Below are 23,067 nucleotides of genomic sequence, written 5' to 3' on the forward strand. Positions count from 1 at the left end.
ACGCGGAATCGCTAGAACCCGCGCAGCGTCGCGATCTCGTCGACGCTCGCGCGCTCGCTGCGCAGGCGGTTCACCGGCGCATCCGGGTCGGCGTAGCCGAGCGCCATGCCGCAGTAGAGCAGTTCGCTCGCAGCCAGCCCGAAGTGTTTGTGCAGGCGGCCCCGATAGACGCTCCAGGCTTCCTGCGCGCAGGTCGCCAGGCCGCGCTCGGTGGCCGCGAGCATCAGCGATTGCATGAACATGCCCATGTGCGCCCACTGGCCGTGGCCCATGCGGCGGTCGATGACGAAGAACAGGCCCACCGGGGCGCCGAAGAATTCGTAGTTGCGCGCGAAGTTCGCGAGCCGGCCCTGCTTGTCGTCGCGCCCGATGCCGAGCAGCGCGTACATGGCTTCGCCGATCGCGAAGCGGCGGCTGCGGTAGGGCTCCCACAGCGAAGGCGGATAGATCGCATAGCCGCCGTCCTCGGCGCCGCCCTGCGAGGCCCACTGGCCGTTCCTGGCGAGGTCGATGACCGCATCGCGCTCCTTGCCGGCCACCGCGATCACGCGCCAGGGCTGCAGGTTGCCGCCCGACGGTGACCAGCGCGCCGCTTCGAGCACCTCGCGCAGCAGCGCCTCGGACACCGGCTTGTCGAGGAAGGCGCGCACCGAGATGCGCTGCTGCAATGCTTGGCTGACGCTGGTCATCGAGGCCTCCAGAAGGAAAGTCCGACCATAACGCAAAGAGGCGAGGCCAGCGCAAGCCGGCCCCGCCCCGGTCCACTGCGCTTGCCGGCTAGAACGAGAGCTGAGCCCCGATGTAGAGCTGGCCGAAGTTGTACTCGTAGTCGTCGCTGTCTTCGAAGGCGTAGCTCTGCACGCCTCCGACCACGGCGAAGGCCGGCGTGAAGCGGTAGCCGACGCTGGCGTCGAGGCTCGCACCGTCGAGTTCGTCGAGCTTGATCAGGCTCAGTTCGACGCCCCAGATCCAGTCGCCGGTGCCCTGGTCGCCGATGCCGCCCGTGAGGGCGACGCCGTCGTCGGTGGCCTTGAGGTTTTCGCCGTCGACCGAGAGCTCGAGTTCCAGATCGACGTACTCGACCGCGCCGTACAGGCGGACCGCGCCGACGTTGCCGCCATAGCCGACGGCCAGGCGCAGCGTGTTGATGTCGGTGTCGAGGTCGTAGTCGACGCCATCGACTTCGACCTCGTCGGCCGAACTCAGCGTGTACTGCGCGCGCAGGAAAACGTTCTCGGTGGGCTTGAACGCGGCGCGGAAGTCGAAGGAAGTCGGCTCGCCTTCGAGCTTGTCACCGCCGCCGGCGTCGAGCTCGAAAGCGCCGGCGCCGACCGAAGCGCGCAGCTCGCCCGCCGCCTGAACCTGCATCGCCGCCCCCATCAGACCGGCGCCAATCAACCAGATGCTGCTTTTCATGATTCTCCCCAGATATATGAAACCCGGCGGCGGCCGCCGCCGGGTCGCGCATTCTGACGGCGCCCGATGACGGCATCCACGCGCTGGTTCTCAATTGCCCGGGCAGTAGGCGAACGGACCGTTCTGCAGACCGGTTTCGGGCGGGCGACAATAGAGCCTGTTTCGCCTGCAGGATCTCCATGACGCTCAGCCTCGCTCTCGCAGCGGTCTTCGCACTCGTCGCCGGCCTCGCGCTCGGCTGGCTGCTCGCCCGGCTCAAAATCGCGGCGCTCGCCGACAAGGCCGCGCAGTTCGAGGCGGCGCGCGAGCAGGCCGAGGCGCTGCGCCGCCAGCTGTCCGATGCCGCCGCCGCGACCGCCGGTCGCGAGGCGACGCTGGCCGAGCAGCTACGCCAGCTGCAGTCGCGAGCGCAGGAGTTCGAGCAGCGCGTGCGTGCGCTCGACGAGCAGCGCGTCGTCGCGACCGAGCGCGCGATGCAGGCCGAAAGCCAGGTGCGCGTCATCGAAGGCGCTCGCGACGCTGCACGCACGCAGCACGCGGAGCTGCAGTCGCGCCACAACACGCTGCTGCAGCAGCACGAGGCGCTCGCGGGCACCGAGCGCAAGCTGCAGGGCGAACTCACCGCGCTGCGCACGAGCACCGAGGCGCTGCGCGAGCAATTGCAGCATCAGAAAGTCTGGTTCGAAGAGCAGACGCGCCATCTGCGCACCGAGGCCGAGAACCTCACGGGCAAGATTCTCGAAGAGAAGACCCAGCGCTTCACCGCGCTCAATGCGGAGCGGCTTGGCGAGCTGCTGAATCCGCTGCGCGAGCAGCTCGGCGATTTCAAGCAGAAGGTCGAGCAGGTCTACACCGACGAGGCCAAGGAGCGCAGCGCGCTGAAGGCGCAGGTCGAGCAGCTGCATTCGCTCAACAAGGCGCTGTCCGAGCGCACCGAGGACCTCACGCAGGCGCTGACCTCGAGCAGCAAGGTGCAGGGCGACTGGGGCGAGATGGTGCTCAAGCGGCTGTTCGAGGAATCGGGCCTGGAACGCGGGCGCGAGTACGAAATCCAGGACAGCATCGAGAACGACGAGGGCGGTCGCCAGAGGCCCGATGCGGTGATCTACCTGCCCGAAGATCGCCAGCTGGTGGTCGATTCCAAGGTTTCGCTGACGGCCTGGACCGACTACTGCGCGGCCAGGGACGAGGCCGAGCGCGCCGCCTGCCTCAAGCGCCATCTGGCCTCGGTGCGCGCGCACCTGCGCGAACTCGCGCTGCGCGACTACACGCGCTCGCCCGACCTGCACACGGTCGATTTCGTCGTCATGTTCGTGCCGATCGAAGCGGCCCTGCTCGAAGCCCTGCGCGGCGACGACAAGCTCTACGCCGAAGCCTTCAGGAGCAAGGTCGTGCTGGTGTCGCCGACGACGCTGTTCTCGGTCATCAAGATGGTCGAGGGCATGTGGTCGGTGCGCCGGCGCGAGCAGAATGCCGAGAAGATCGCCGAAGCCGGCGGCAAGCTCTACGACAAGCTCGAAATGTTCGTCGCGAGCTTCGAAAGCGTGCGCAAGGGCCTGGCGAGCGCGAACAAGGCGCTCGATGACGCCTGGGATCACCTGAGCGCCAAGCGCGGCAACGCGCTCAAGCTCGCCAAGGAGATGCGCGACATGGGCTTGCGCACCAAGGGCAAGACTCGCATCGTCGAACTTGTGAGCGCGCAGGAGGCGCTGCCGCTGGCCGACGACGGCGAGCCGGACCCGGACGAGGACGCGCCGAACGCGTAGCCGCCTCACGCGGCCGTGACTCCAGAAACGACGAGGAGAAACCCGATGAGCAGCATCGCCCCGATGTTCGACCTGAGCGGCAGGATCGCGGCCGTGACCGGCGCCAGCCGAGGCATCGGCGAATCGATCGCGCGCACGCTCGCCGCGGCCGGCGCGCACGTGATCGTGTCGAGCCGCAAAATCGCCGAATGCGAGCGCGTCGCCGAATCGATCCGGCAGGACGGCGGCCAGGCCAGCGCGATCGCCTGCCACGTCGGCGAGATGGCGCAGATCGAGGCTTTCTTCGCGCAGCTGCGCGAGCGCTTCGGACGGCTCGACATTCTCGTCAACAACGCGGCGGCCAATCCGTATTACGGGCCAATCCAGGACACGCCGCTCGATGCGTTCCAGAAGACCGTCGACGTCAACATTCGCGGCTACTTCTTCATGAGCTCGGCCGCAGTGAAGCTGATGGCCGAGAACGGTGGCGGGGCGATCGTCAACACCGCGTCGATCAACGGCGTGGTGCCGGCGCCCTTGCAGGGTATCTACTCGATCACCAAGGCCGCCGTGATCTCGATGACCAAGGCCTATGCGCGCGAATGCGCGCCGCTCAAGGTGCGCGTGAACGCGCTGTTGCCGGGGCTCACCGACACCAAGTTCGCCGGCGCGCTGATCCGCGAGGGCGAGGCCAACCGGCTGTTCGTATCGCACACGCCGATGCAGCGCCACGCCGTCCCCGACGAGATGGCCGGCACCGTGCTGTACCTGGTCTCGGACGCGTCCAGCTACACCACCGGCGCCTGCATCAACGTCGACGGCGGCTACCTGACGGCCTGAGTCCGGCGTTAGAACCCGGATGACGGCGATCCGACTCCGGCAGCGAGCCAAGGGCTCATCGACGGCCTTTGTAACAGCGCGATCGCGACCTTGGTGGGGGACGCTCAGCGGTCTGGCGGGCTTCGCCGAGCGTCAAGGTGAGCGCGGCGAGTCTACCGTCTCATGTCTCTTCGGTCGTCGGCTTGCGGTTCGCGCGCGCGGCACGCTTCTCCTTCGACAGCTTGCGCGCGAGCGTGAGCAGCTGCGTCACCGCGGGCGACACGTGGTTCTCGCGGTAGACGATGCTCATGTGCGCGCGCGGGGCCTCGCCGTCGATGCGCCGGTAGGTCACGCCCTGCGAATTGATCTGCTTCATCGACTCCGGAACCATCGACACGCCGAGGCCCGCGGCGACGAGGTTGACGATCGAGGTCACCTGCGAGGCCTGCTGCTCGATGCGCGGCGAGAAGCCGGCGCGCGTGCAGGCGGCGATGATCTCATCGTAGAGGCCCGAGCCGATGACGCGCGAGAACAGCACGAAGGGCTCGCGTGCGAGCTGTCCCACCGAGAGCGACTTGTGCCGGGTCAGCGGGTGCCCGGTCGGCAGGGCGATCAGCACGTCCTCCTCGAACAGCGGCTCGACGATGAGCCCCGGGTCGTCACTGATCAGCGGGCGCACGAAGGCGGCGTCGAGCGTGCCGGCGAGCACGTCTTTTGCGAGCTCGGGCGTGCTCGCTTCGGTCAGCGAGAGCTGCACTTGCGGGAAGCGCTGGCGGAATTCGCGCAGGATGCGCGGAATGCGCGGATTGAACGGGGCCGAGTTGATCATGCCGACGGTGATCGCGCCCTGGTCACCGCGCGCGATGCGCTGCACGTTGCGCGTGGCGCGCTCGACCTGCGCGAGGATGGCCTTGGCGTCGAAGAAGAAGGCCAGCCCAGCCTCGGTCAGCGCCACGCCGCGTGGCAGCCGGCGGAACAGCTGCGAGCCGAGCTCCTGCTCGAGCTGCTGGATCTGCTGCGACAGCGGTGGCTGGCCGATGCCGAGCCGCTGCGAGGCTCGCGTGAAGTGCAGTTCTTCGGCGACGACGACGAAGTAGCGCAGGTGTCGCAATTCCATCAGCAATATCCAGAAGAAATGACTAGGGTAGGTGCCATATATTGGACGTATCGTTAAGGCCGGGTCTACAGTCCAAGACCTAGATTGCAAAAATGAATGCGCGACAGCGCGCCTCGCCAATGCACGCGCACCTATGTGGAGTAGGCCGATGATGAACCAGATGGACCAGGATCCCATTGAGACCAAGGAATGGCTCGACGCCCTTCAATCGGTCCTGCAGCGCGAAGGCCCCGAACGCGCGCATCAGCTGATCGAATCGCTGGTCGAAAAGGCGCGCATGTCGGGCGCCTTCATTCCGTTCTCGCCGAACACGCCCTACCTCAACACCATTCCGGTCGACCTCGAAGAGCGCAGCCCGGGCAACCACGAGCTCGAGTGGAAGATCCGCTCGCTGCTGCGCTGGAACGCGATGGCGCTGGTCGTCAACGCCAACAAGGAGCACAGCGGCATCGGCGGCCACATCGCGAGCTACGCCTCGGCCGCGACGCTCTACGAAATCGGCTTCAACCATTTCTGGAAAGGCCCGGACCACCCGGATGGCCAGGACCTCGTCTATATCCAGGGCCATTGCACGCCGGGCATCTACGCGCGCGCCTATCTCGAAGGCCGCCTGACCGAGGAGCAGCTGCAGCGCTTCCGCATGGAAGCCCTGGAGCCGGGCCTGTCGTCGTATCCGCATCCCTGGCTGATGCCGGATTTCTGGCAGTTCGCCACCGTGTCGATGGGCCTCGGTCCGATCATGGCGATCTATCAGGCGCGCCTGATGAAGTACCTGCATCACCGCGGTCTCAAGGACATGACCAACCGCAAGGTCTGGTGCTTCTGTGGCGACGGCGAGATGGACGAGCCCGAATCCGTCGGCGCGCTCGACATCGCCGATCGCGAGAAGCTCGACAACCTCGTGTTCGTGGTCAACTGCAACCTGCAGCGCCTCGATGGCCCGGTGCGCGGCAACGGCAAGATCATCCAGGAGCTCGAAGGTTACTTCCGCGGCGCCGGCTGGAACGTCATCAAGGTGGTCTGGGGCGGCCCGTGGGATGCGCTGCTCGCGCGTGATGCGAGCGGCAAGCTCGTCGAGGCGATGAACGAAACCGTCGACGGCGAATACCAGAGCTACAAGGCGCGCGGCGGCAAGTACACGCGCGAGCATTTCTTCGGCAAGTATCCGGAGCTCGAGCGTCTCGTCGCGACGATGAGCGACGAGGAGATCGCCGCGCTGCCGCGTGGCGGCCACGATCCGCACAAGGTCTACGCGGCCTATGCGGCGGCGATGAAGCACACCGGCTCGCCGACCGTGATCCTCGCCAAGACCGTCAAGGGCTACGGCATGGGCGAGGCTGGCGAAGGCCAGAACATCACCCATCAGCAGAAGAAGATCGGCCTCGACGCGCTCAAGAAATTCCGCGACCGCTTCAAGATTCCGGTTCCGGACGATCAGCTCGAGAAGCTGCCGTTCTACAAGCCGGCCGAAGATTCGCCCGAGATGCAGTACCTCAAGGCGCGTCGCGCCGAACTCGGCGGCTCGCTGCCGGCGCGCGTGATCAAGACCGACAAGATCGAGATTCCGCCGCTCTCGGTGTTCCAGCGCCAGCTCGAAGGCACCGGCGAACGCGAGATCAGCACGACGATGGCCTTCGTGCAGCTGCTGCAGACGCTGATCCGCGACAAGAACATCGGCCAGCGAGTGGTGCCGATCATTCCGGACGAGGCGCGCACCTTCGGCATGGAAGGCATGTTCCGCCAGCTCGGCATCTATTCGGTCGTGGGCCAGAAATACAGCCCCGAAGACGCCGACCAGCTCGCCTTCTACAAGGAAGACATCAAGGGCCAGATTCTCGAGGAAGGCATCACCGAATCGGGCGCGATGTCGAGCTTCATCGCGGCCGGCACCGCTTACGCGAACCACGGCATCAACCTGATTCCGTTCTATACCTTCTATTCGATGTTCGGCTTCCAGCGCGTGATGGACCTGTGCTGGGCCGCCGGCGACATGCGCGCGCGCGGCTTCTTGCTCGGCGCCACCGCGGGCCGCACGACGATCAACGGCGAAGGCCTGCAGCACGAGGACGGCCACAGCCTGGTCATGGCCGGCCTGGTTCCGAACTGCGTTTCGTACGATCCGGCGTTCGGCTACGAGCTTGCAGTGATCATCCAGCACGGCCTCAAGGAGATGATCGAGCAGCAGAAGGATCGCTACTACTACCTGACCATCTACAACGAGAACCATCAGCACCCGCCGATGCCGGCCGGTGTCGAGAAGGGCATCGTGCGCGGCATGTATCTCTTCAAGTCCGAAGACAAGCCTGCGAAGACGCACGTGCAGCTGATGGGTTCGGGTTCGATCATGCGCGAGGTGATCGCCGCCTCCGAGCTGCTGCGCGAAGACTGGGGCGTGACGAGCGACGTCTGGAGCGTGCCGAGCTTCAACGAACTCGCGCGCGACGGCCGCGAGGCCGAGCGCATCAGCCTGCTCAATCCGGGCAAGCCCGCGAAGATGTCGTACGTGCACGAATGCCTGGCCGGCATGAGCGGCCCGGTGATCGCCTCGACCGACTGGGTGCGCGCCTACGCCGAAAGCATTCGTCCGTTCGTGCCGCTGCCGTATCACGTGCTCGGCACCGACGGCTTCGGCCGTTCGGACAATCGTCCGGCGCTGCGTGATTTCTTCGAAGTCGATCGTCGCTGGATCGCGGTCAAGGCGCTTAAGGCACTCGCCGAACTCAAGCTGGTTCCGGCCGAACGCGTGACGCAAGCGATTAAGATCTACGGCATCAAGCCGGGTCGCCAGTCGCCCTGGACGGTCTAAGGAAAGCCATGGCAAAGACGATCGAAATCAAGGTTCCGGATATCGGCGACAGTCACGACGTTCCGGTGATCGAGTTGCTGGTCGCCGCCGGCGACACGCTGAGCAAGGAGCAGGCGCTGCTCGTGCTCGAATCCGACAAGGCGACGATGGAAGTGCCGTCGCCCGAAGCCGGCGTGCTCAAGAGCCTCGCGGTCAAGGTCGGCGACAAGCTCAGCACCGGCTCGGTGATCGGCGTGCTCGAAGTCGGCGGCGCGGCGGAGGAAGCTCCCGCCAAGTCCGAAGCCAAGCCCGCCGCGAAGGAAGAAGCCCAGGCGGCGCCGGCCGCCAAGCCCGAGCCCGAAAAAGCCAAGGCGCCTGCCGCTGAAAAGCAGGCCGCTGCACCCGCTGCGAAGAAGCCCGCCAAGTCCGGCGGCAGCAGCACGACCAACGTCACGGTGCCGGACATCGGCGATTTCGCCGGCGTGCCGGTGATCGAAGTGCTCGTCAAGGATGGCGATACGGTGGCGGCCGAGCAGGCGATCATCGTGCTCGAAACCGACAAGGCAACGATGGAGATTCCGAGTCCTGCGGCCGGCGTCGTCTCGGGCTTCAAGCTCAAGGTCGGCGACAAGGTCAGCAAGGGCGATGCGATCTGCACGCTGCAGGGCGAGGGCGGTGGTGAGGCCTCCGTCGATGAAGCCGAGGCCGAACCCGAGGCGCCGCAGCCTGCGCCGGAAGCCAAGGCCGAAAAGTCGGAGAAGTCCGAATCCGCCGCGCCCGCCAAATCGACCGAACCCAAGCCCGCTGCGCCCGCCGCCGAAACCCCGCAGGCCGCGAGCGGCAAGCCCGGCGAGCTGCCTTATGCCGGCCCCGGCACGCGCAAGTTCGCGCGCGAACTCGGTGTCGATCTGGCCAAGGTCAAGGGCAGCGGCAAGGGCGGTCGCATCGTCGTCGAAGACGTGCAGGAGTTCGTCAAGCAGACGCTCGCTGCGCCGCCAGCAGCCGCGGCCCCGGCCGGTGGCAGCGGCATTCCGCCGATTCCGGCGCAGGATTTCTCGCTCTACGGCGAGATCGAAACGGTGGCGCTCGCACGCATCCGCAAGATTTCGGCGCAGCACCTGCATCGCGCCTGGGTCAACATTCCGCACGTCACCCAGACCGACGAAGCCGACATCACCGATCTCGAAGCCTTCCGCAAATCGGCCAGCGACGACGCCGGCGTCAAGCTCACGCTGCTGCCGTTCGTGATGAAGGCGGTCGAGAAAGTGCTGATCGCGTATCCGGATTTCTGCAGCTCGCTGTCGCCCGATGGCGCGAGCCTGATCCGCAAGAAGTACGTGCACATCGGTTTCGCGGCCGATACGCCGAACGGACTCGTGGTGCCGGTGGTGCGCGACGTCGACAAGAAGGGCATCGTCGAACTCGCCAAGGAATGCGGCGAACTCGCCAAGAAGGCGCGCGACGGCAAGCTCAAGCCCGACGACATGAAGGGTGGTTGCTTCTCGATCAGCAGTCTCGGCGGCATCGGCGGCGGCTACTTCACGCCCATCGTCAATGCGCCCGAAGTCGGCATTCTTGGTGTGTCGAAGGGCGTGATGAAGCCGGTGTGGGACGGCAAGGCTTTCCAGCCGCGCCTGATGCTGCCGCTGTCGCTCTCGTACGACCATCGCGTCATCGATGGCGCTTACGCTGCGCGCGCGATCGTGCTGCTCGGCAAACTGCTGGGTGATCTGCGCCGATTGGCGTTGTAGGAAGCTCGGGAAACGGTGGCTTGGCGGCCAGACCGCGTGAGCCGCCACACTTCCGCCTTTAGTTTTGCTTGACTAAGAAAGCGCCGCCTTCCCAGGCGGCGCTTTCTTGCTACTGCCAAGTTTTTTCGACCTGACCGTTTCGCAGCGAACCTCATTTGTCGGACAATACGTAGAAATACGCTTTTTCGATCGGGCGGCGGCTCGCAGCCAGCCCGACATTTCTACGCCTGTTCAACACGCCGCTTTCGGGCGGCCGCTTCGGGGAGATTCACGTGGCCAGCATTCGCAAGATTCTCGTTGCCAACCGATCCGAAATCGCGATCCGTGTCATGCGCGCGGCGAACGAGATGGGGATCAAGACGGTGGCGATTTACGCCAACGAGGATCGCTTCGCGCTGCATCGCTTCAAGGCCGATGAAAGCTATCGCGTCGGCGCCGGCAAGAAGCCGATCGCGGCCTACCTCGATATCGACGACATCATCCGCGTCGCCAAGCAGGCCAAGGTCGATGCGATCCATCCGGGCTACGGCTTTCTGTCCGAAAACCCGGAGTTCGCCGAAGCCTGCGCGGCCAACGGCATCCTGTTCATCGGTCCCACGCCCGAAGTGATGCGCACGCTCGGCAACAAGGTCGCGGCGCGCAACGCCGCGGTCGCGGCCGGCGTTCCGGTGATGCCGGCGACCGCGCCGCTGCCGCACGATATCGAAGCGAGCAAAAAGCTCGCGGCCGCGGTCGGCTATCCGCTCATGCTCAAGGCGAGCTGGGGCGGCGGCGGGCGCGGCATGCGCGTGATCGAGAGCGAAGCGGACTTGCCATCGAACATCGAGATCGCGCGCCGCGAAGCCGCCGCGGCCTTCGGCAACGACGAGGTCTATCTCGAAAAGCTCGTGCGGCGTGCGCGCCACGTCGAAGTGCAGATACTCGGTGATCGTCACGGCAACCTCGTGCACCTGTTCGAGCGCGATTGCTCGGTGCAGCGCCGCAACCAGAAAGTCGTCGAGCGCGCACCGGCGCCGTATCTCGACGAGGCCACGCGCGCTTCGCTCTGCGAATCGGCGCTCAAGCTCGGGCGCGCGGTCAACTACACGCATGCGGGAACCGTCGAGTTCCTCATGGATGCGGACAGCGGGCAGTTCTACTTCATCGAAGTGAACCCGCGCATCCAGGTCGAGCACACGGTGACCGAGCAGGTCACCGGCATCGACATCGTCAAGGCGCAGATTCGCGTCTGCCAGGGCGCGACGATCGGCAAGGACGCCGGCGTGCCGGTGCAGAACGAGATCAAGCTCAATGGCCACGCGCTGCAATGCCGCGTGACGACCGAAGATCCCGAGAACAACTTCACGCCGGACTACGGCCGGCTCTCGGTGTATCGCAGCGCGGCCGGCTTCGGCCTGCGCCTCGATGGCGGCACCGCGTACGCGGGCGCCATCATCACGCCGTATTACGACTCGCTGCTCGTGAAGGTGACGGCCTGGGCGCCGACCGCCGAGGAGGCGATCCACCGCATGGATCGCGGCCTGCGCGAGTTCCGCATTCGCGGCCTGTCGACGAACCTGCAGTTCCTCGAGAACGTGATCAACCATCCCGACTTCATCTCGGGCGACGTGATCACCAAGTTCATCGACAACACGCCCGAGCTGTTCAACTTCAAGAAGCGCCGTGACCGTGCGACCAAGCTGCTGCGCTTTTTGTCGGAGACCACGCTGCGCGGCAACCCTGAAATGAAGGGCCGCGTCGCCCCGACCGGCGAACTCGCGCCCGCGATCCTGCCGAGCGCCGACCTGTTCGCGCCGATTCCGGCCGGTACGCGCGACAAGCTCAAGCAACTCGGTGCGAAAGGTTTCAGCGAGTGGATGAAGGCGCAGCCGCAGGTGCTGCTGACCGATACCACGATGCGCGATGCGCACCAGAGCCTGTTCGCGACGCGCATGCGCACGACCGACATGACCACGATCGCGCCGTATTACGCGCGCATGTTGCCGGGGCTGTTCTCGCTCGAATGCTGGGGCGGCGCGACCTTCGACGTGGCGATGCGCTTTTTGAAGGAAAGCCCGTGGGCACGCCTGCATCAGCTGCGCGCGGCGGTGCCGAACGTGCTGTTCCAGATGCTGCTGCGCGCGAGCAACGCGGTTGGTTACACCAACTATTCCGACAACGTCGTGAAGTTCTTCGTGCAGCAGGCGGCGGCGAACGGCATCGACGTGTTCCGCGTGTTCGACTCGCTCAACTGGGTCGAGAACATGCGCGTGGCGATGGACGCGGTGATCGAGACCGGCGCGCTCTGCGAAGGCACGATCTGCTACACCGGCGACATCTTCGACAGTGCGCGGCCCAAGTACGACCTGGCCTATTACGTGAAGATGGCCAAGGAACTCGAAAAGGCCGGCGCGCACATCATCGGCATCAAGGACATGGCCGGCGTCTGCAGGCCGCGTGCGGCGCGTGAACTCGTCAAGGCGCTCAAGAACGAAGTCGGCCTGCCGCTGCACTTCCACACGCACGATACGAGCGGCATCGCGGCGGCGAGCGTGCTCGCCGCGATCGAAGCGGGCGTCGATGCGGTCGACGGCGCGCTCGATGCGATGTCGGGCCTCACCTCGCAGCCGAACCTCGGTGCGATCACCGCCGCGCTGCAAGGCAGCGAGCGCGATCCGAACCTGGCGGGCGGCGTCGATCTCGAAAAGATGAAGGCGCTGTCGTTCTACTGGGAGGGCGTGCGCAAGTTCTACGCGCCGTTCGAAGCCGACATCCGCAGCGGCACGGCCGACGTCTATCGCCACGAGATGCCGGGCGGCCAGTACACCAATCTGCGCGAACAGGCGCGTGCGATGGGCCTCGAGCATCGCTGGCCCGAAGTCAGCCAGGCCTATGCGGACGTGAATCAACTCTTCGGCGACATCGTCAAGGTCACGCCGACCAGCAAGGTCGTCGGCGACATGGCGTTGTACATGGTCGCCAACGATCTGACGCCCGAGGAAGTCGCCGATCCGGCGCGCGACATCGCGTTCCCGGAATCGGTGATCTCGCTCATGAAGGGCGAGCTCGGCTATCCGTCGGACGGCTTCCCGCCCGACTTGCAGAAGAAGATCCTGCGCGGCGAACCTGCGCTGGTCGGACGGCCGGGCCTCAACATTCCGCCGGTCGATCTCGAAGCCACGCGCCATGAACTCGAGAAGGCCATCGGCCACAAGGCCAGCGACACCGAACTCGCTTCGTACCTGATGTATCCGAAGGTCTTCAAGGATTACGCCGCGCACCTGAAGACTTACGGCGACGTGAGCCAGCTGCCGACACCGGTGTTCTTCTACGGCATGAAGGAGCAGCAGGAAGTCTCGGTCGATCTCGAGCCTGGCAAGACGCTGCTGATTCGCCTGCAGGGCAGCACCGAAAACCTCGAGGAAGGCGAGGACAAGCTGTTCTTCGAACTCAACGGCCAGCCGCGCATGACACGTCTGCCCAAGCTCGATTCGAAAGCCAAGGCAGCGCTGCCGAAGGCCGAAGACGGCAACCCGAAGCACGTCGGCGCGCCGATGCCGGGCATGGTCGTGACGATCGCGGTCAAGGCCGGGCAGAAGGTGGCCAAGGGCGATCCGCTCGTCTCGATCGAGGCGATGAAGATGGAGACGCAGATTCGCGCCGACTTCGACGCCACGATCAAGCGCGTGGTCGCGAGCACCGGCCAGAGCGTCTCGGCCAAGGACTTGCTGATCGAACTCGGCTGAGTTGCCGGCAGCGCCGCCGCCTGAACGCGGGCGGCGCTGTTATTGCATCGCCAGCGGCATGAAGACTCCAAGCAAGCTGTTCCTCATCACCGCCATGCTCGTCTCCGGCGATCTGCTCGCCGCCGATTCCGTGCTCGTCGTCACCGCCGAGCAGAAAGCGCAGTGCCGCTTCATGCACTTCATCGACGTGCGCGGCAGCAGCAGCGAAGCCGCGCTGCAGGCGGCGTTCGCCAAGGTGAAGCACTACAAGGGCGATGCGCTCTACATCCGCAATCAGAGCGAGAACGACAAGGGCGTGCTGATTTCGGGTGAAGGGCTCAAGTGCAATCCTTGAGCCGTGGCGCCGTCGTCGCGCGCGATTCGGCGCTTGAAGAAAAATCTCCGCTGTTGTCGATATCGCGTGGGCCCGTTCGACGGTCATGAGTGACCAGATCCGTGTCACGCCCGAACCAACGGAGTCGCCCGCATGACCAAGACGATTTTCATCAGCCTGCCCGTCGCCGACCTCGACAAGTCGGTCGCTTTCTACAAGGCGATCGGTTTCACCAGCAACCCGCAGTTCACCGACGACACGGCCGCCTGCATGGTCTGGAGCGAGACCATCAGCCTCATGCTGCTGACGCACGCGAAGTGGCGCACGTTCACGACCCGCCCGATTCCGCCGTCGACCTCGAGCGAAGTGGCGTTCAACGTGACCTGCGAAAGCCGCGCAGCGGTCGACGCCATGAACCAGGCCGCAGGCGCGAACGGCGGCACGGCCGACATCAACCCGGTGCAGGACCACGGCTCCATGTACGGCCGCGACATGGCCGACCCCGATGGTCATATCTGGGGCGCGATGTGGATGGACCCGGCCGGGTTTCCGGCCGAATAGCTCCGGTGTCGAGCGCCCGCTCAGCTCACAGCGCCGCCGCGATCTTCTCGCCGAGCGCCTTGATCTTCTCCATGTCGCCGAGCTTGGCCGCGTGCAGCGTAAGCTCGGCACGCTCGTAGCGCGGGATGACGTGGAAGTGGATGTGCGGCACGGTCTGGCCGGCGATCGGGCCATTGAGCTGCATGACCTGGATGCCGGCGCAACCGAGCGCCTTCTGCGCCGCGATCGCGACGCGGCGCGTGAGCTTGGCCACCGCCACCGCGCTTTCCTCGGACAGGTCGAGCAGCGTCACGGCAGGCTCCTTCGGGATGATCAGGGCGTGGCCGTCGGACTGCGGCATGATGTCCATGAAGGCCAGCGTCTTGTCGTCCTCGTAGAGCTTGAAGCAGGGCAGTTCGCCGCGCAGGATCTTGGCGAAGGGATTTTGCGGGTCGTAGCTCATGGGGCTCCTGTCGGCGGTTCGTTCTTCGAGGCCGGCATTGTCAACCAAGCGACGCGTCGGGCGTTACCTTCCGGGTAAACCAGGACAGGAGACCGGGATGGTCGCGCCAATCCGCGGCATGGAAATCATCGGGCGATGCATTCGCAGCGCCGCCATCGCCGGCGTGCTCGCGCTGAGCCTCGATGCGGGCGCGGCTGATCGCGATCTGCAGACGCTGATGCACGACGGTCTCGAGCGCCACTATCTCGTGCGTGCTCCGCAGACGATGCCGGGCCCGACGCCGCTCGTGCTCGTGCTGCACGGCGGCGGTGGCGATGCGCGCAATGCCGAGCAAATGACCGGCTTCACCGCCAAGGCGCGCGAGCAGGGCTTCATCGTCGCCTATCCCGAAGGCACGAGCCGCATGGGCAAGCTGCACACCTGGAACGCCGGGCACTGCTGCGGATACGCGCTCAAGAAGAACGTCGACGACGTCGGCTTCATTCGTGCGCTGATCGATGCGCTGTCGGCCCGCTATCCGGTCGATGCGCGACGCATCTACGTCACCGGCATGTCCAACGGCGGCATGATGACGCACCGGCTCGGCATCGCCCTCGGCGACCGCATCGCCGCGATCGCGCCGGTGGTCGCCACCGTGTTCGGCGACGAGCCGCAGGCGATCGCGCCGGTGTCGGCGCTGATGATCAACGGCGCGCTCGACCAGAACGTTCCGCCCGCGGGCGGCGAGCCCGGCGGGCGCGGAGCGCGCGCCTGGGACGACGACATCCGGACGCGGCCCGCGCTCGACCAGGCGGCGTTCTGGGGCAGGGTGGATGGCTGCGCCGAGGTCTCCGCGCAAACCGACGTCGGCACCGCCTTGCGGTGGGAATATCGCTGCCCTTCGGGTCGCGACGTCGGCCTGTATCTGGTCAAGGACAATGGCCACGCCTGGCCGGGCGGGCAGGCCGGCAGCCGGCGCGGGGACACGCCGAGTGCGAGCTTCGACGCCACCGACGTGATCTGGAAATTCTTCGCCGCGCATCCGAAATAGCGCGTGCAGGCGGGTCCAGACCCGCCCTGCCGAGACGCAGGCTCGCTGAGTGCTTTCCCGGCTTGGATGGTCCGCGCTGCCGGCCGACACTGGTCGCTTGCTTCAATGCCAGCGAGCTCATGCACTTCCAGCTTCAGTCCAGCAGCATCCTCCGGTCGTTCGCCGCCGCTTTCGGCCTGTTCGTTGCTAGCGCGAGCGCGCAGGCCGAGCTCGACACCGCCACGCTCGAACGCATTCGCGATGCGGCATTGAGCAGCGATTACGCCTGGCAGCGGCTGGCCGACCTGTCAGACAAGATCGGCCCGCGGCTGTCGGGTTCCAGGGGCGCCGAGGCCGCGGTCGCGCAGGTAGCGCAGGCGATGAAGAATGCCGGGCTCGACGTGCGCCTTCAGCCCGTCAAGGTCCCGCACTGGGTGCGTGGAGCCGAGCAGGCCGAGCTCGTCGATTACGCCGGCCGACCCGAAGGCATTACGCAGCCGCTGCACCTGACCACGCTCGGCGCCTCGGTGGCGACGCCGGCCAAGGGCATCGTCGCTCCCGTGCTGTTCGTCCGCAGCCTCGCCGAACTCGAAGCCCGCGCGGCCGAAGTGCCCGGCAGGATCGTGCTGATCAACATGCCGTTCGATCAGAACCTCGCCGACAACGGCCAGGCCAGCGCGGCGTATACGCAGGCCGGCGAGGCGCGGTTCACCGGCCCTGCAAAGGCCGCGAAGCTCGGCGCCGCGGCGGCGCTCGTGCGCTCGATCGGCGGCGCCAACTACCGCTTGCCGCACGCGGGCAACACGAGCTGGGATGTCGATGGCCCGAAGATTCCGGCTGCGGCGCTCGCCGCCGAGGATGCGATGCTCATCGAACGCCTGTCCGCGCAAGGCCCGGTGAAGCTGCGCCTGCTGCTGACGCCCAAGACCCTGCCCGACGCCGACAGCCACAACGTGCTCGCCGATCTGCGCGGCCGCGAGCGGCCCGACGAGGTCGTGATCGTGTCGGGCCATCTCGACTCCTGGGATCTCGGCACGGGTGCGATGGACGACGGCATCGGGGTCGCTTCGTCGATGGGCGCGGTGCAGGTGCTGCAATCGCTCGGCATCCGTCCGCGTCGCAGCGTGCGCATGGTGGCCTGGATGAACGAGGAGAACGGCGGACGCGGTGGAGCCGCGTATCAGGCCGAGGTGAAGCCGCGCATCGAAACGCAGATCGCCGCGATCGAAAGCGACTTCGGGCTCGCCGGCCCGCTTGGGTTCTCGGCTTCGATCAGCGCGCCGCAGCTCAAGCGTCTCGACGCCGTCGGCCGCGTGCTGCGGACGATCGGCGCGGGCGTGATGGAGACGCGCGCGGGTAGCGCCGGTGCCGACATCGCGCCGCTGCAGGCGCTCGGCGTTCCAGGCTTCGCTCCGATCGTCGATGGCCGTCACTACTTCGATCTGCACCACACCGCGGCCGACACGCTCGACAAGGTCGACCCGCAGGCGCTGCGGCGGCAGACCGCGGTGCTCGCCGTGCTCGCGTATGCGCTGGCCGAAATGAGCGAACCGCTCGAGCGCGTCCCCGCACCGTGATGTCGCTGCGCCCGAATCGGCACTGAATCGATCGCCACGGAATCCGGCTCTGGAGTTCAGGCCCGGTTTCTGGTGCCTGAGTAAATTGGAACCTGGCTGATTCGGTCTGCAAGGACGCAGGCATCGACGCAAGGAAGCGTCATCAGCGCCCGCTGCAATCTCATACTCAAATCGGCACCAGGGACTCCCGCTTCATCGCTCGATGAAGCGATACCTATGCGAAGCCCTCGAGGCTTCACGCGACAAGGAGTGTCGTCATGAAGAAGATCCAACTGCTGTGCGGTTCCACCGTGATCGTTGTCGCGGCATTCGCGGCTCCCGTGCTGGCCGACCCGAGCGGCTCCGGATACCGCGGCCCTCAACCGGTGCAGAATGCACCCACGCCGCAGGTCCGTGTCATCGACAAGGAGCAGGATGAGCGGGAGCAGCGCATGCGGATGCAGCGCGCGCCTCAAGGTTCCCAGGCCCAGCCTCAAGCCATGCAGCAGCCGCGGCAGGTCTATGGCCTGGCGTTCAATTCGGAAAATCGCGGTTCGGGACCGGATAAGACCAAGTTCAACATCGTCAACGAAGATGAGGCCCGTCGGCAGCAGGGTCGTCTCAACCAGGGCGGCGGCGACCAGGGAACCGATGGCACCGGAGGCAGCGACAGTTCGGGTGGCGGACGCTAATTCGCACACCCGAATGCGCATGAAAAGGCCTGCTTCGAGCAGGCCTTTTCATGCGCATTATCAGACCGTGGAGCGATGCTTCATGATCACGCAATCCGCGTCGCTGACCTTTTGCAGCTGCCGGCGAAAGTCGAACGTGAAGCCCGGCCACAGCGCGGTGATCTTGCCGCTCTTGTGCTTGTACCAGCTGTTGCAGCCAGTCGACCAGGTCGAGGTAGCGAGCCGTTGCTGCAGCTTGCGATTGAATTCGTCATGCACGTCGGCGCGGATTTCGAGCGATTGCGGGCCACCGGACAGCAGCTTGCCGATAAGCCGGCGAATCAGCGCGACCTGGCTTTCGATGATGTAGACCATCGAGGTGTGGCCGACGCCGGTGTTCGGACCGACGATCATGAACAGGTTCGGGAAGTTCTTGACGAGCGTGCCGAGGAAGGCTTCCTCGCCGTTGACCCAGTCCTGCGCGAGGCTGCGGCCGGCGCGGCCGCGCACGACTTGGCCGATCGGATTCTCGGTGGCGTAGAAGCCGGTGCCGAAGATCAGGCAATCGACTTCGCGCACCGTGCCGTCGGCGGTGACGACCGCGTTTTCGCGAATCTCGCGGATCGGCGTCGTCACGAGATCGACGTTGCTGCGGCCGATCGCCGGATACCAGTCGTTGGAGATCAGGATGCGCCGGCAGCCGATCAGGTAATCGGGCGTGACCTTGGCCTTGAGCACCGGATTCTTCACCTGCCTGGCGATGTGGCGCTCGGCGATCTTCTGGAACAGCTTCATGAAGGCCGGTTGCAGCACCAGGCCGAACACGCGCGCCTCATGGCCCCAGTAGATCATCTGCCGATAGAGCTTGCGCCACAGCGGCCAGCTCTTGAAGCGCCGTTTCTCGCCCTCGGAATACGGCCGGTCCGGACGCGGAATGATCCAGTTCGGCGAGCGCTGATAAACGTCCAGGCGCGCGACCTTGGCCGCGATCTCGGGCACGAACTGGATCGCCGAGGCGCCGGTGCCGATCACCGCGACACGCTTGCCGGCGAGGTCGTAGCCGTGATCCCAACCCGAGGAATGGAACGTCTTGCCCTTGAAGCGCTCGACGCCCGGAATCTCCGGCAGCTTGGGCTCGGCGAGCCCGCCGTTGGCGAGCACCAGCGCGCGCGCGGTGAGGGTCTGCAGGCCGAGTGCGGATTTGAGGCGCACCGACCAGATCTGCCGCACCTCGTCGTAATCCGCGCCGATGAAAGTCGTGTTGAAGCGGATCGAGGGCAGCAGTTCGTATTTTTCGGCGACCGAGCGCAGGTAGGCGTAAAGCTCGGGCTGGGTCGGATAGATGCGCGACCAGTCGCTCTTGGGCGCGAAGGAGAACGAATACAGATGGCTCGGCACGTCGCAGGCCGCGCCCGGATAGCGGTTGTCGCGCCAAGTGCCGCCGACGCTGTCGCCGCGTTCGATCAGCACGAAGTCGCGAACACCGTCCTCGCGCAGCTTGATCGCCATGCACAGGCCGCCGAAGCCGGTGCCGACGACGACGACCTCATGATCCGGTTTGATGCTGCCGCCACCGCCGGACAGACCGGCGGCGAGGTTCTGGTTGATGCCCATGCGCTGCGCTCTCCTCCGGCCCCGGCCGGACGCCTAAACTGACAACAATCGATGTCAAGTTAAGAATGACATCGATGAATGTCAAGATTTCAGCGCCCGCGTCTTTGGGCGGAGCAGCCTCTGCGGAAAGAGCCGACACCAGTGGGGCGGGCGCTGGGCCCCGCCGACGAATGCGCGATACGACCGAGGCAGCTGGGCAATGCGCGCCGCCTCGTCCCACCCAAATCGGCAGCGCTCAAGCGCTGCGACGATCCTTGCCGTCCTGGGACTGGCCAACCGCTTGCCCGCCCTGCTGGCTTTCGCCGGACTTGCCGCGCGTGAGCAGCTCTTCACGATGCACCGGCACGCCCGTGGGCGCCCGGATGCCGATACGAACCTGATTTCCTTTCAACCCCAAAACCGCGACTTCGATGTCTTGGCCGATCAGAATGCTTTCCCCGACCCGCCTTGTCAGTATCAACATTGCTTTCCCCGCTACTTGTCGTACGCGCGGCTCGTCCTGAGCGAGCCGCTTCGGCTGTCCCCGAGCCGAAGCCGACCGAGTAAGCAGTATGTCAGCTTAACGGCTGTTCAGGGATGTAGGCTGTTTCAGACTGTTGCGAAGGCCACTTCCTAAGCCTGGCACTCGGGCGCAGAATGCGCGCCCTTTTTCCGAGACATCCAGCGGACCGGTGGGTCCGTGGGGGCGACATGAGCGGCAGTGGCAGCAGGGGCTCCGCACCGGCGGCGGGCCCGGCGGTGAATCCAGGACTGGACCGGCGCGGCTTGCTGGCGACCGGCCTGTCGTTTCTGACCTGGGGCCTGCTGCCTCTCTACCTGAAGCTGCTGGCCAGCGTGCCGATGTTCCAGGTCATGGGGCATCGCATCATCTGGGCCTGCGTGTTCGTGTTCGCCTGGCTCGGCCTGCGCGGGCAGTTCGCGGCTGTGGGGCGCGTGATCCGGCAGCCGAAGGCCCTGTCGAAGCTGCTCGTGACGGCCGGCCTGATCAGCGTCAATTGGGCGGTCTACGTGTGGGCGGTCGCCGATGGCCACGTCGTCGAGGCGAGCCTCGGCTACTTCATCAATCCGCTGGTGTCGGTGATGCTCGGCGTGTTCCTGTTGTCTGAGAAGCTCAATCGCTGGCAGTGGCTTGCGGTTGCCGTCGCGGGCGTCGGCGTGCTCTGGCTGACCGTGCAACTCGGTCATCCGCCGTGGGCCGCGCTCGCGCTGGCGATTTCGTTCGGGCTCTACGGCTTCGTGCGCAAGACCGTGACCGGTGTCGATTCGGTGACGGGGCTGGCGATCGAGACGCTGCTGATCCTGCCGTTCGCGCTGGGTTGGGTCGGCTTCGAAGTCTGGCGCGGCCAGAATGCGTTCGGGCATCAGGGGCTGGTCATGGACATCCTGCTCGTGCTCAGCGGGCTGGTGACCGCGGTGCCGCTGGTGCTGTTCGCTTATGGCGTGCAGCGCATTCCGCTCAGCACGGTCGGCCTGATGCAGTACGCCGCTCCGAGCTTGCAGCTCATCACGGCGGTGCTCCTGTTCGGAGAGCCGTTCACGCACGTGCAACTGGTCGGTTTCGCCTGCATCTGGGCGGCGCTGGTGATTTACGCGATCGACGGCTTCGTGCGCGGGCGCGCGCCGAAGCCGGCGGCCAGCGTCCAGGCTGCCGAGGCGACCTGAGCGCGAGCGGGCGCCGGATCGCGAGCCTTCAGCGCGTCGCGATCAGCTGCTTGAGCGAGGCCAGCGTATCGGCCTCGCGGGCCGGCTTGTCACGGCGCCAGCGCGCGATGCGCGGAAAACGCAGTGCCACGCCGGCCTTGTGGCGCCGGCTTTCCTGGATGTTCTCGAACGCGATCTCGAACACCTGCACGGGCTCGACGCTGCGCACCGGTCCGAACTTCTCGAGCGTATGCGAGCGGATCCAGCGGTCCATGCTCGCGAGCTCCTCGTCGGTGAGCCCCGAATAGGCCTTGGCGACCGGCACGAGCGCATCGTCGTCCCAGACCGCGAGCGTGTAGTCGCTGTAGAGATTGCTGCGTCGGCCGTGGCCGGCCTGGGCGTAGATCAGCACGCAGTCGACCGTCAGCGCGCCTAGCTTCCATTTCCACCAGAGCCCGGTCTTGCGGCCCGGCGTATAGGCCGAATCGAGCCGCTTGAGCATGAGCCCCTCGACGCCGCGCTCGCGGGCCTGCTCGCGCTGCTGCTTCAGGTCATCCCAATCGCGCGCGTCGACGCGCGGCGAAACCAGCAGGCCGAACTCGGTGCAGACGGTTTCGAGCCGGGCCCGGCGCTCGGCCAGCGGGCGCTCGCGCCAGTCTTCGCCGCGCCATTCGAGCAGGTCGTAGGGCAGGAAGATCACCGGAGCGTCGGCGAGGCTCTTCTTGCCCGGATTCTTGCGCCCGATGCGTGTCTGCAGCGCCGAAAACGGCATCACCGCGCCGTCCTTCCAGGCCAGCAGCTCGCCGTCGAGTACGCTGCCGTCGGGCAGGCGCTCGGCCATCGCCTCGATTTCGGGAAAGCGGCCGTTGAGCAGGTCTTCGCCGCGCGACCACAGCCAGGTCTGGCCGGCGCGGCGGATCAACTGGCCGCGGATGCCGTCCCATTTCCACTCGGCGAGATAGCCGGCCAGTTCGCCGATCGCCTCGGGCGCGGCCTCGTCGACCGGGTGCGCGAGGCAGAACGGATAGGGCTGCGAAGGCAGGGCTTCGGCGCGTCCGGCCTGCAGCAGGCTCGCGTAGGACGCCGCGCTCGGCTGCCAGTCGCCCATCAGACGATGCTGCACGACGGCCGTCTCGAGCCCCGCATGCGCCGCGAGCGCGCGCGCGGCGAGGCCCGAGGAAACACCGACGCGCAGTGAGCCGGTCAGCAGCTTGGTGAATAGGAAGCACTGGGCGAACGGCAGGCGCCGCCACCAGGCGAAGACGGTTTCGCGCTGTGTTAATTCATCTTCATTTGCGAGGTTTTGGAGCAGTTCTACACATTCGTGCAGAGCGGGCGCTGTTGGCTTGTCCTCTCTCCCGCCGGCGGGAGAGAGTCCCGCCGCAGGCGGGGAGAGAGGGGCTGTTGGTTCTGCGAGCGATGTCTCGTTTTCGACCGGACCCTCTCCCGGTCCTTCGGACCCCCCTCTCCCGCCAGCGGGAGAGGGGGCAAGCGACGACGTGTGCATGCCTCCAAACTGCGTATCGATCAGCAGCGCCACCGTCTCGGCCAGATCACCCACATGCGCGTAGCTTTCCTCGACGAGCATCGGCGAGAGCTGCGTGAGCTCGGTGATCCAGTCGCGCAGCCGGGTCGGGGCAATGAGCCGCTTGAGCCGTCCGCCCTGCAGGAAGAACAGGCCCCAGGCCGCGTCCGCAGGCGGCGCCGATTCGAAATAGCGCCGCATCGCCGCGACCTTGGCGGAGGTCGAGGTCGTCGCATCGAGCTCGGCGTACAGACGGGCGAAGCGCTCCATGCCGTGGGCGGTCCTGCATAGCGGTGGTGCGCCGAGTATCGCCAACGCGCTTGAACCGCAGGCGCAAGCTCGCGGTCGTTGATGGACGATCGCCCGCTGTGATAACT

General features: G+C 66.1%; 18 protein-coding genes. 11 read left to right on the top strand and 7 right to left on the bottom strand.

Annotation, left to right across the window (positions count from 1 at the left end; genetic code table 11):
* Nucleotides 1-11 precede the first annotated feature (11 nt).
* Entirely contained in the window at nt 12-689 is a 678-nt protein-coding gene (locus AC3WUM_RS00130; RefSeq protein WP_492408023.1) for a nitroreductase, read from the bottom strand.
* A gap of 88 nt (nt 690-777) precedes the next feature.
* A complete protein-coding gene (locus AC3WUM_RS00135; RefSeq protein WP_492408025.1) occupies nt 778-1,416 on the bottom strand; it encodes an outer membrane beta-barrel protein in 639 nt (212 codons plus the stop codon).
* Nucleotides 1,417-1,595: 179 nt separating this feature from the next.
* Here AC3WUM_RS00135 and AC3WUM_RS00140 point away from each other — a divergent pair, with 179 nt between their 5' ends.
* Nucleotides 1,596-3,182, top strand: coding sequence for a DNA recombination protein RmuC (locus AC3WUM_RS00140; RefSeq protein WP_492408026.1), 1,587 nt, complete (start codon nt 1,596-1,598; stop codon nt 3,180-3,182).
* A 45-nt stretch (nt 3,183-3,227) separates the two neighbouring features.
* Nucleotides 3,228-4,001 carry an SDR family oxidoreductase gene (locus AC3WUM_RS00145; protein ID WP_492408027.1) on the top strand — a complete coding sequence of 258 codons (774 nt, stop codon included), beginning with the start codon at nt 3,228-3,230 and terminating at the stop codon, nt 3,999-4,001.
* Between the two features lie 160 nt (nt 4,002-4,161).
* On the opposite strand, the gene AC3WUM_RS00150 is transcribed toward AC3WUM_RS00145, so the two are convergent.
* Nucleotides 4,162-5,097: a LysR family transcriptional regulator gene (locus AC3WUM_RS00150; protein ID WP_492408029.1), complete on the bottom strand. Its 936-nt coding sequence runs from the start codon at nt 5,095-5,097 to the stop codon at nt 4,162-4,164.
* A 148-nt stretch (nt 5,098-5,245) separates the two neighbouring features.
* On the opposite strand from AC3WUM_RS00150, the gene aceE reads away from it, so the two are divergent.
* The 5 genes from aceE (at nt 5,246) to AC3WUM_RS00175 (ending at nt 14,232) form a co-directional block, all read left to right on the top strand.
* Nucleotides 5,246-7,903 (top strand): pyruvate dehydrogenase (acetyl-transferring), homodimeric type, encoded by a 2,658-nt coding sequence (aceE, locus tag AC3WUM_RS00155; RefSeq protein WP_492408030.1) that lies wholly within the window; start codon nt 5,246-5,248, stop codon nt 7,901-7,903.
* Between the two features lie 8 nt (nt 7,904-7,911).
* Nucleotides 7,912-9,633 carry a dihydrolipoyllysine-residue acetyltransferase gene (gene aceF / locus AC3WUM_RS00160; RefSeq protein WP_492408031.1) on the top strand — a complete coding sequence of 574 codons (1,722 nt, stop codon included), beginning with the start codon at nt 7,912-7,914 and terminating at the stop codon, nt 9,631-9,633.
* A 266-nt stretch (nt 9,634-9,899) separates the two neighbouring features.
* A complete protein-coding gene (locus AC3WUM_RS00165; protein WP_492408926.1) occupies nt 9,900-13,358 on the top strand; it encodes a pyruvate carboxylase in 3,459 nt (1,152 codons plus the stop codon).
* A 58-nt stretch (nt 13,359-13,416) separates the two neighbouring features.
* Nucleotides 13,417-13,692, top strand: a complete 276-nt coding sequence (locus tag AC3WUM_RS00170; RefSeq protein ID WP_492408032.1) for a hypothetical protein — start codon at nt 13,417-13,419, stop codon at nt 13,690-13,692.
* 132 nt (nt 13,693-13,824) lie between these two features.
* Nucleotides 13,825-14,232: a VOC family protein gene (locus AC3WUM_RS00175; protein WP_492408033.1), complete on the top strand. Its 408-nt coding sequence runs from the start codon at nt 13,825-13,827 to the stop codon at nt 14,230-14,232.
* A gap of 25 nt (nt 14,233-14,257) precedes the next feature.
* On the opposite strand, the gene AC3WUM_RS00180 is transcribed toward AC3WUM_RS00175, so the two are convergent.
* The gene (locus AC3WUM_RS00180) at nt 14,258-14,674 is read right to left on the bottom strand and encodes an HIT family protein (RefSeq protein ID WP_492408034.1); all 417 of its coding nucleotides are present in this window, start codon (nt 14,672-14,674) and stop codon (nt 14,258-14,260) included.
* A 97-nt stretch (nt 14,675-14,771) separates the two neighbouring features.
* Between AC3WUM_RS00180 and AC3WUM_RS00185 the strand changes: the two genes are divergently transcribed.
* The 3 genes from AC3WUM_RS00185 (at nt 14,772) to AC3WUM_RS00195 (ending at nt 17,931) form a co-directional block, all read left to right on the top strand.
* The gene (locus AC3WUM_RS00185; RefSeq protein WP_492408035.1) at nt 14,772-15,704 is read left to right on the top strand and encodes an extracellular catalytic domain type 1 short-chain-length polyhydroxyalkanoate depolymerase; all 933 of its coding nucleotides are present in this window, start codon (nt 14,772-14,774) and stop codon (nt 15,702-15,704) included.
* A 119-nt stretch (nt 15,705-15,823) separates the two neighbouring features.
* On the top strand, nt 15,824-17,260 hold the full coding sequence (locus tag AC3WUM_RS00190; protein WP_492408036.1) for a M20/M25/M40 family metallo-hydrolase: 1,437 nt from the start codon (nt 15,824-15,826) through the stop codon (nt 17,258-17,260).
* A 257-nt stretch (nt 17,261-17,517) separates the two neighbouring features.
* Nucleotides 17,518-17,931, top strand: coding sequence for a hypothetical protein (locus tag AC3WUM_RS00195; protein WP_492408037.1), 414 nt, complete (start codon nt 17,518-17,520; stop codon nt 17,929-17,931).
* A gap of 60 nt (nt 17,932-17,991) precedes the next feature.
* Here the strand turns inward: AC3WUM_RS00195 and AC3WUM_RS00200 are convergent, their stop codons facing one another.
* Complete coding sequence (locus AC3WUM_RS00200; protein ID WP_492408039.1) at nt 17,992-19,524, bottom strand: flavin-containing monooxygenase; 1,533 nt, start codon at nt 19,522-19,524, stop codon at nt 17,992-17,994.
* Nucleotides 19,525-19,759: 235 nt separating this feature from the next.
* Nucleotides 19,760-19,987: a carbon storage regulator CsrA gene (gene csrA, locus AC3WUM_RS00205; protein WP_492408040.1), complete on the bottom strand. Its 228-nt coding sequence runs from the start codon at nt 19,985-19,987 to the stop codon at nt 19,760-19,762.
* 227 nt (nt 19,988-20,214) lie between these two features.
* On the opposite strand from csrA, the gene rarD reads away from it, so the two are divergent.
* Complete coding sequence (gene rarD, locus AC3WUM_RS00210; RefSeq protein ID WP_492408042.1) at nt 20,215-21,186, top strand: EamA family transporter RarD; 972 nt, start codon at nt 20,215-20,217, stop codon at nt 21,184-21,186.
* Nucleotides 21,187-21,214: 28 nt separating this feature from the next.
* Here the strand turns inward: rarD and AC3WUM_RS00215 are convergent, their stop codons facing one another.
* Complete coding sequence (locus tag AC3WUM_RS00215) at nt 21,215-22,960, bottom strand: ATP-dependent DNA ligase (protein ID WP_492408043.1); 1,746 nt, start codon at nt 22,958-22,960, stop codon at nt 21,215-21,217.
* Nucleotides 22,961-23,067: the final 107 nt, after the last annotated feature.

The organism is Hydrocarboniphaga sp. FW305-C-57 (genome assembly GCF_058783045.1).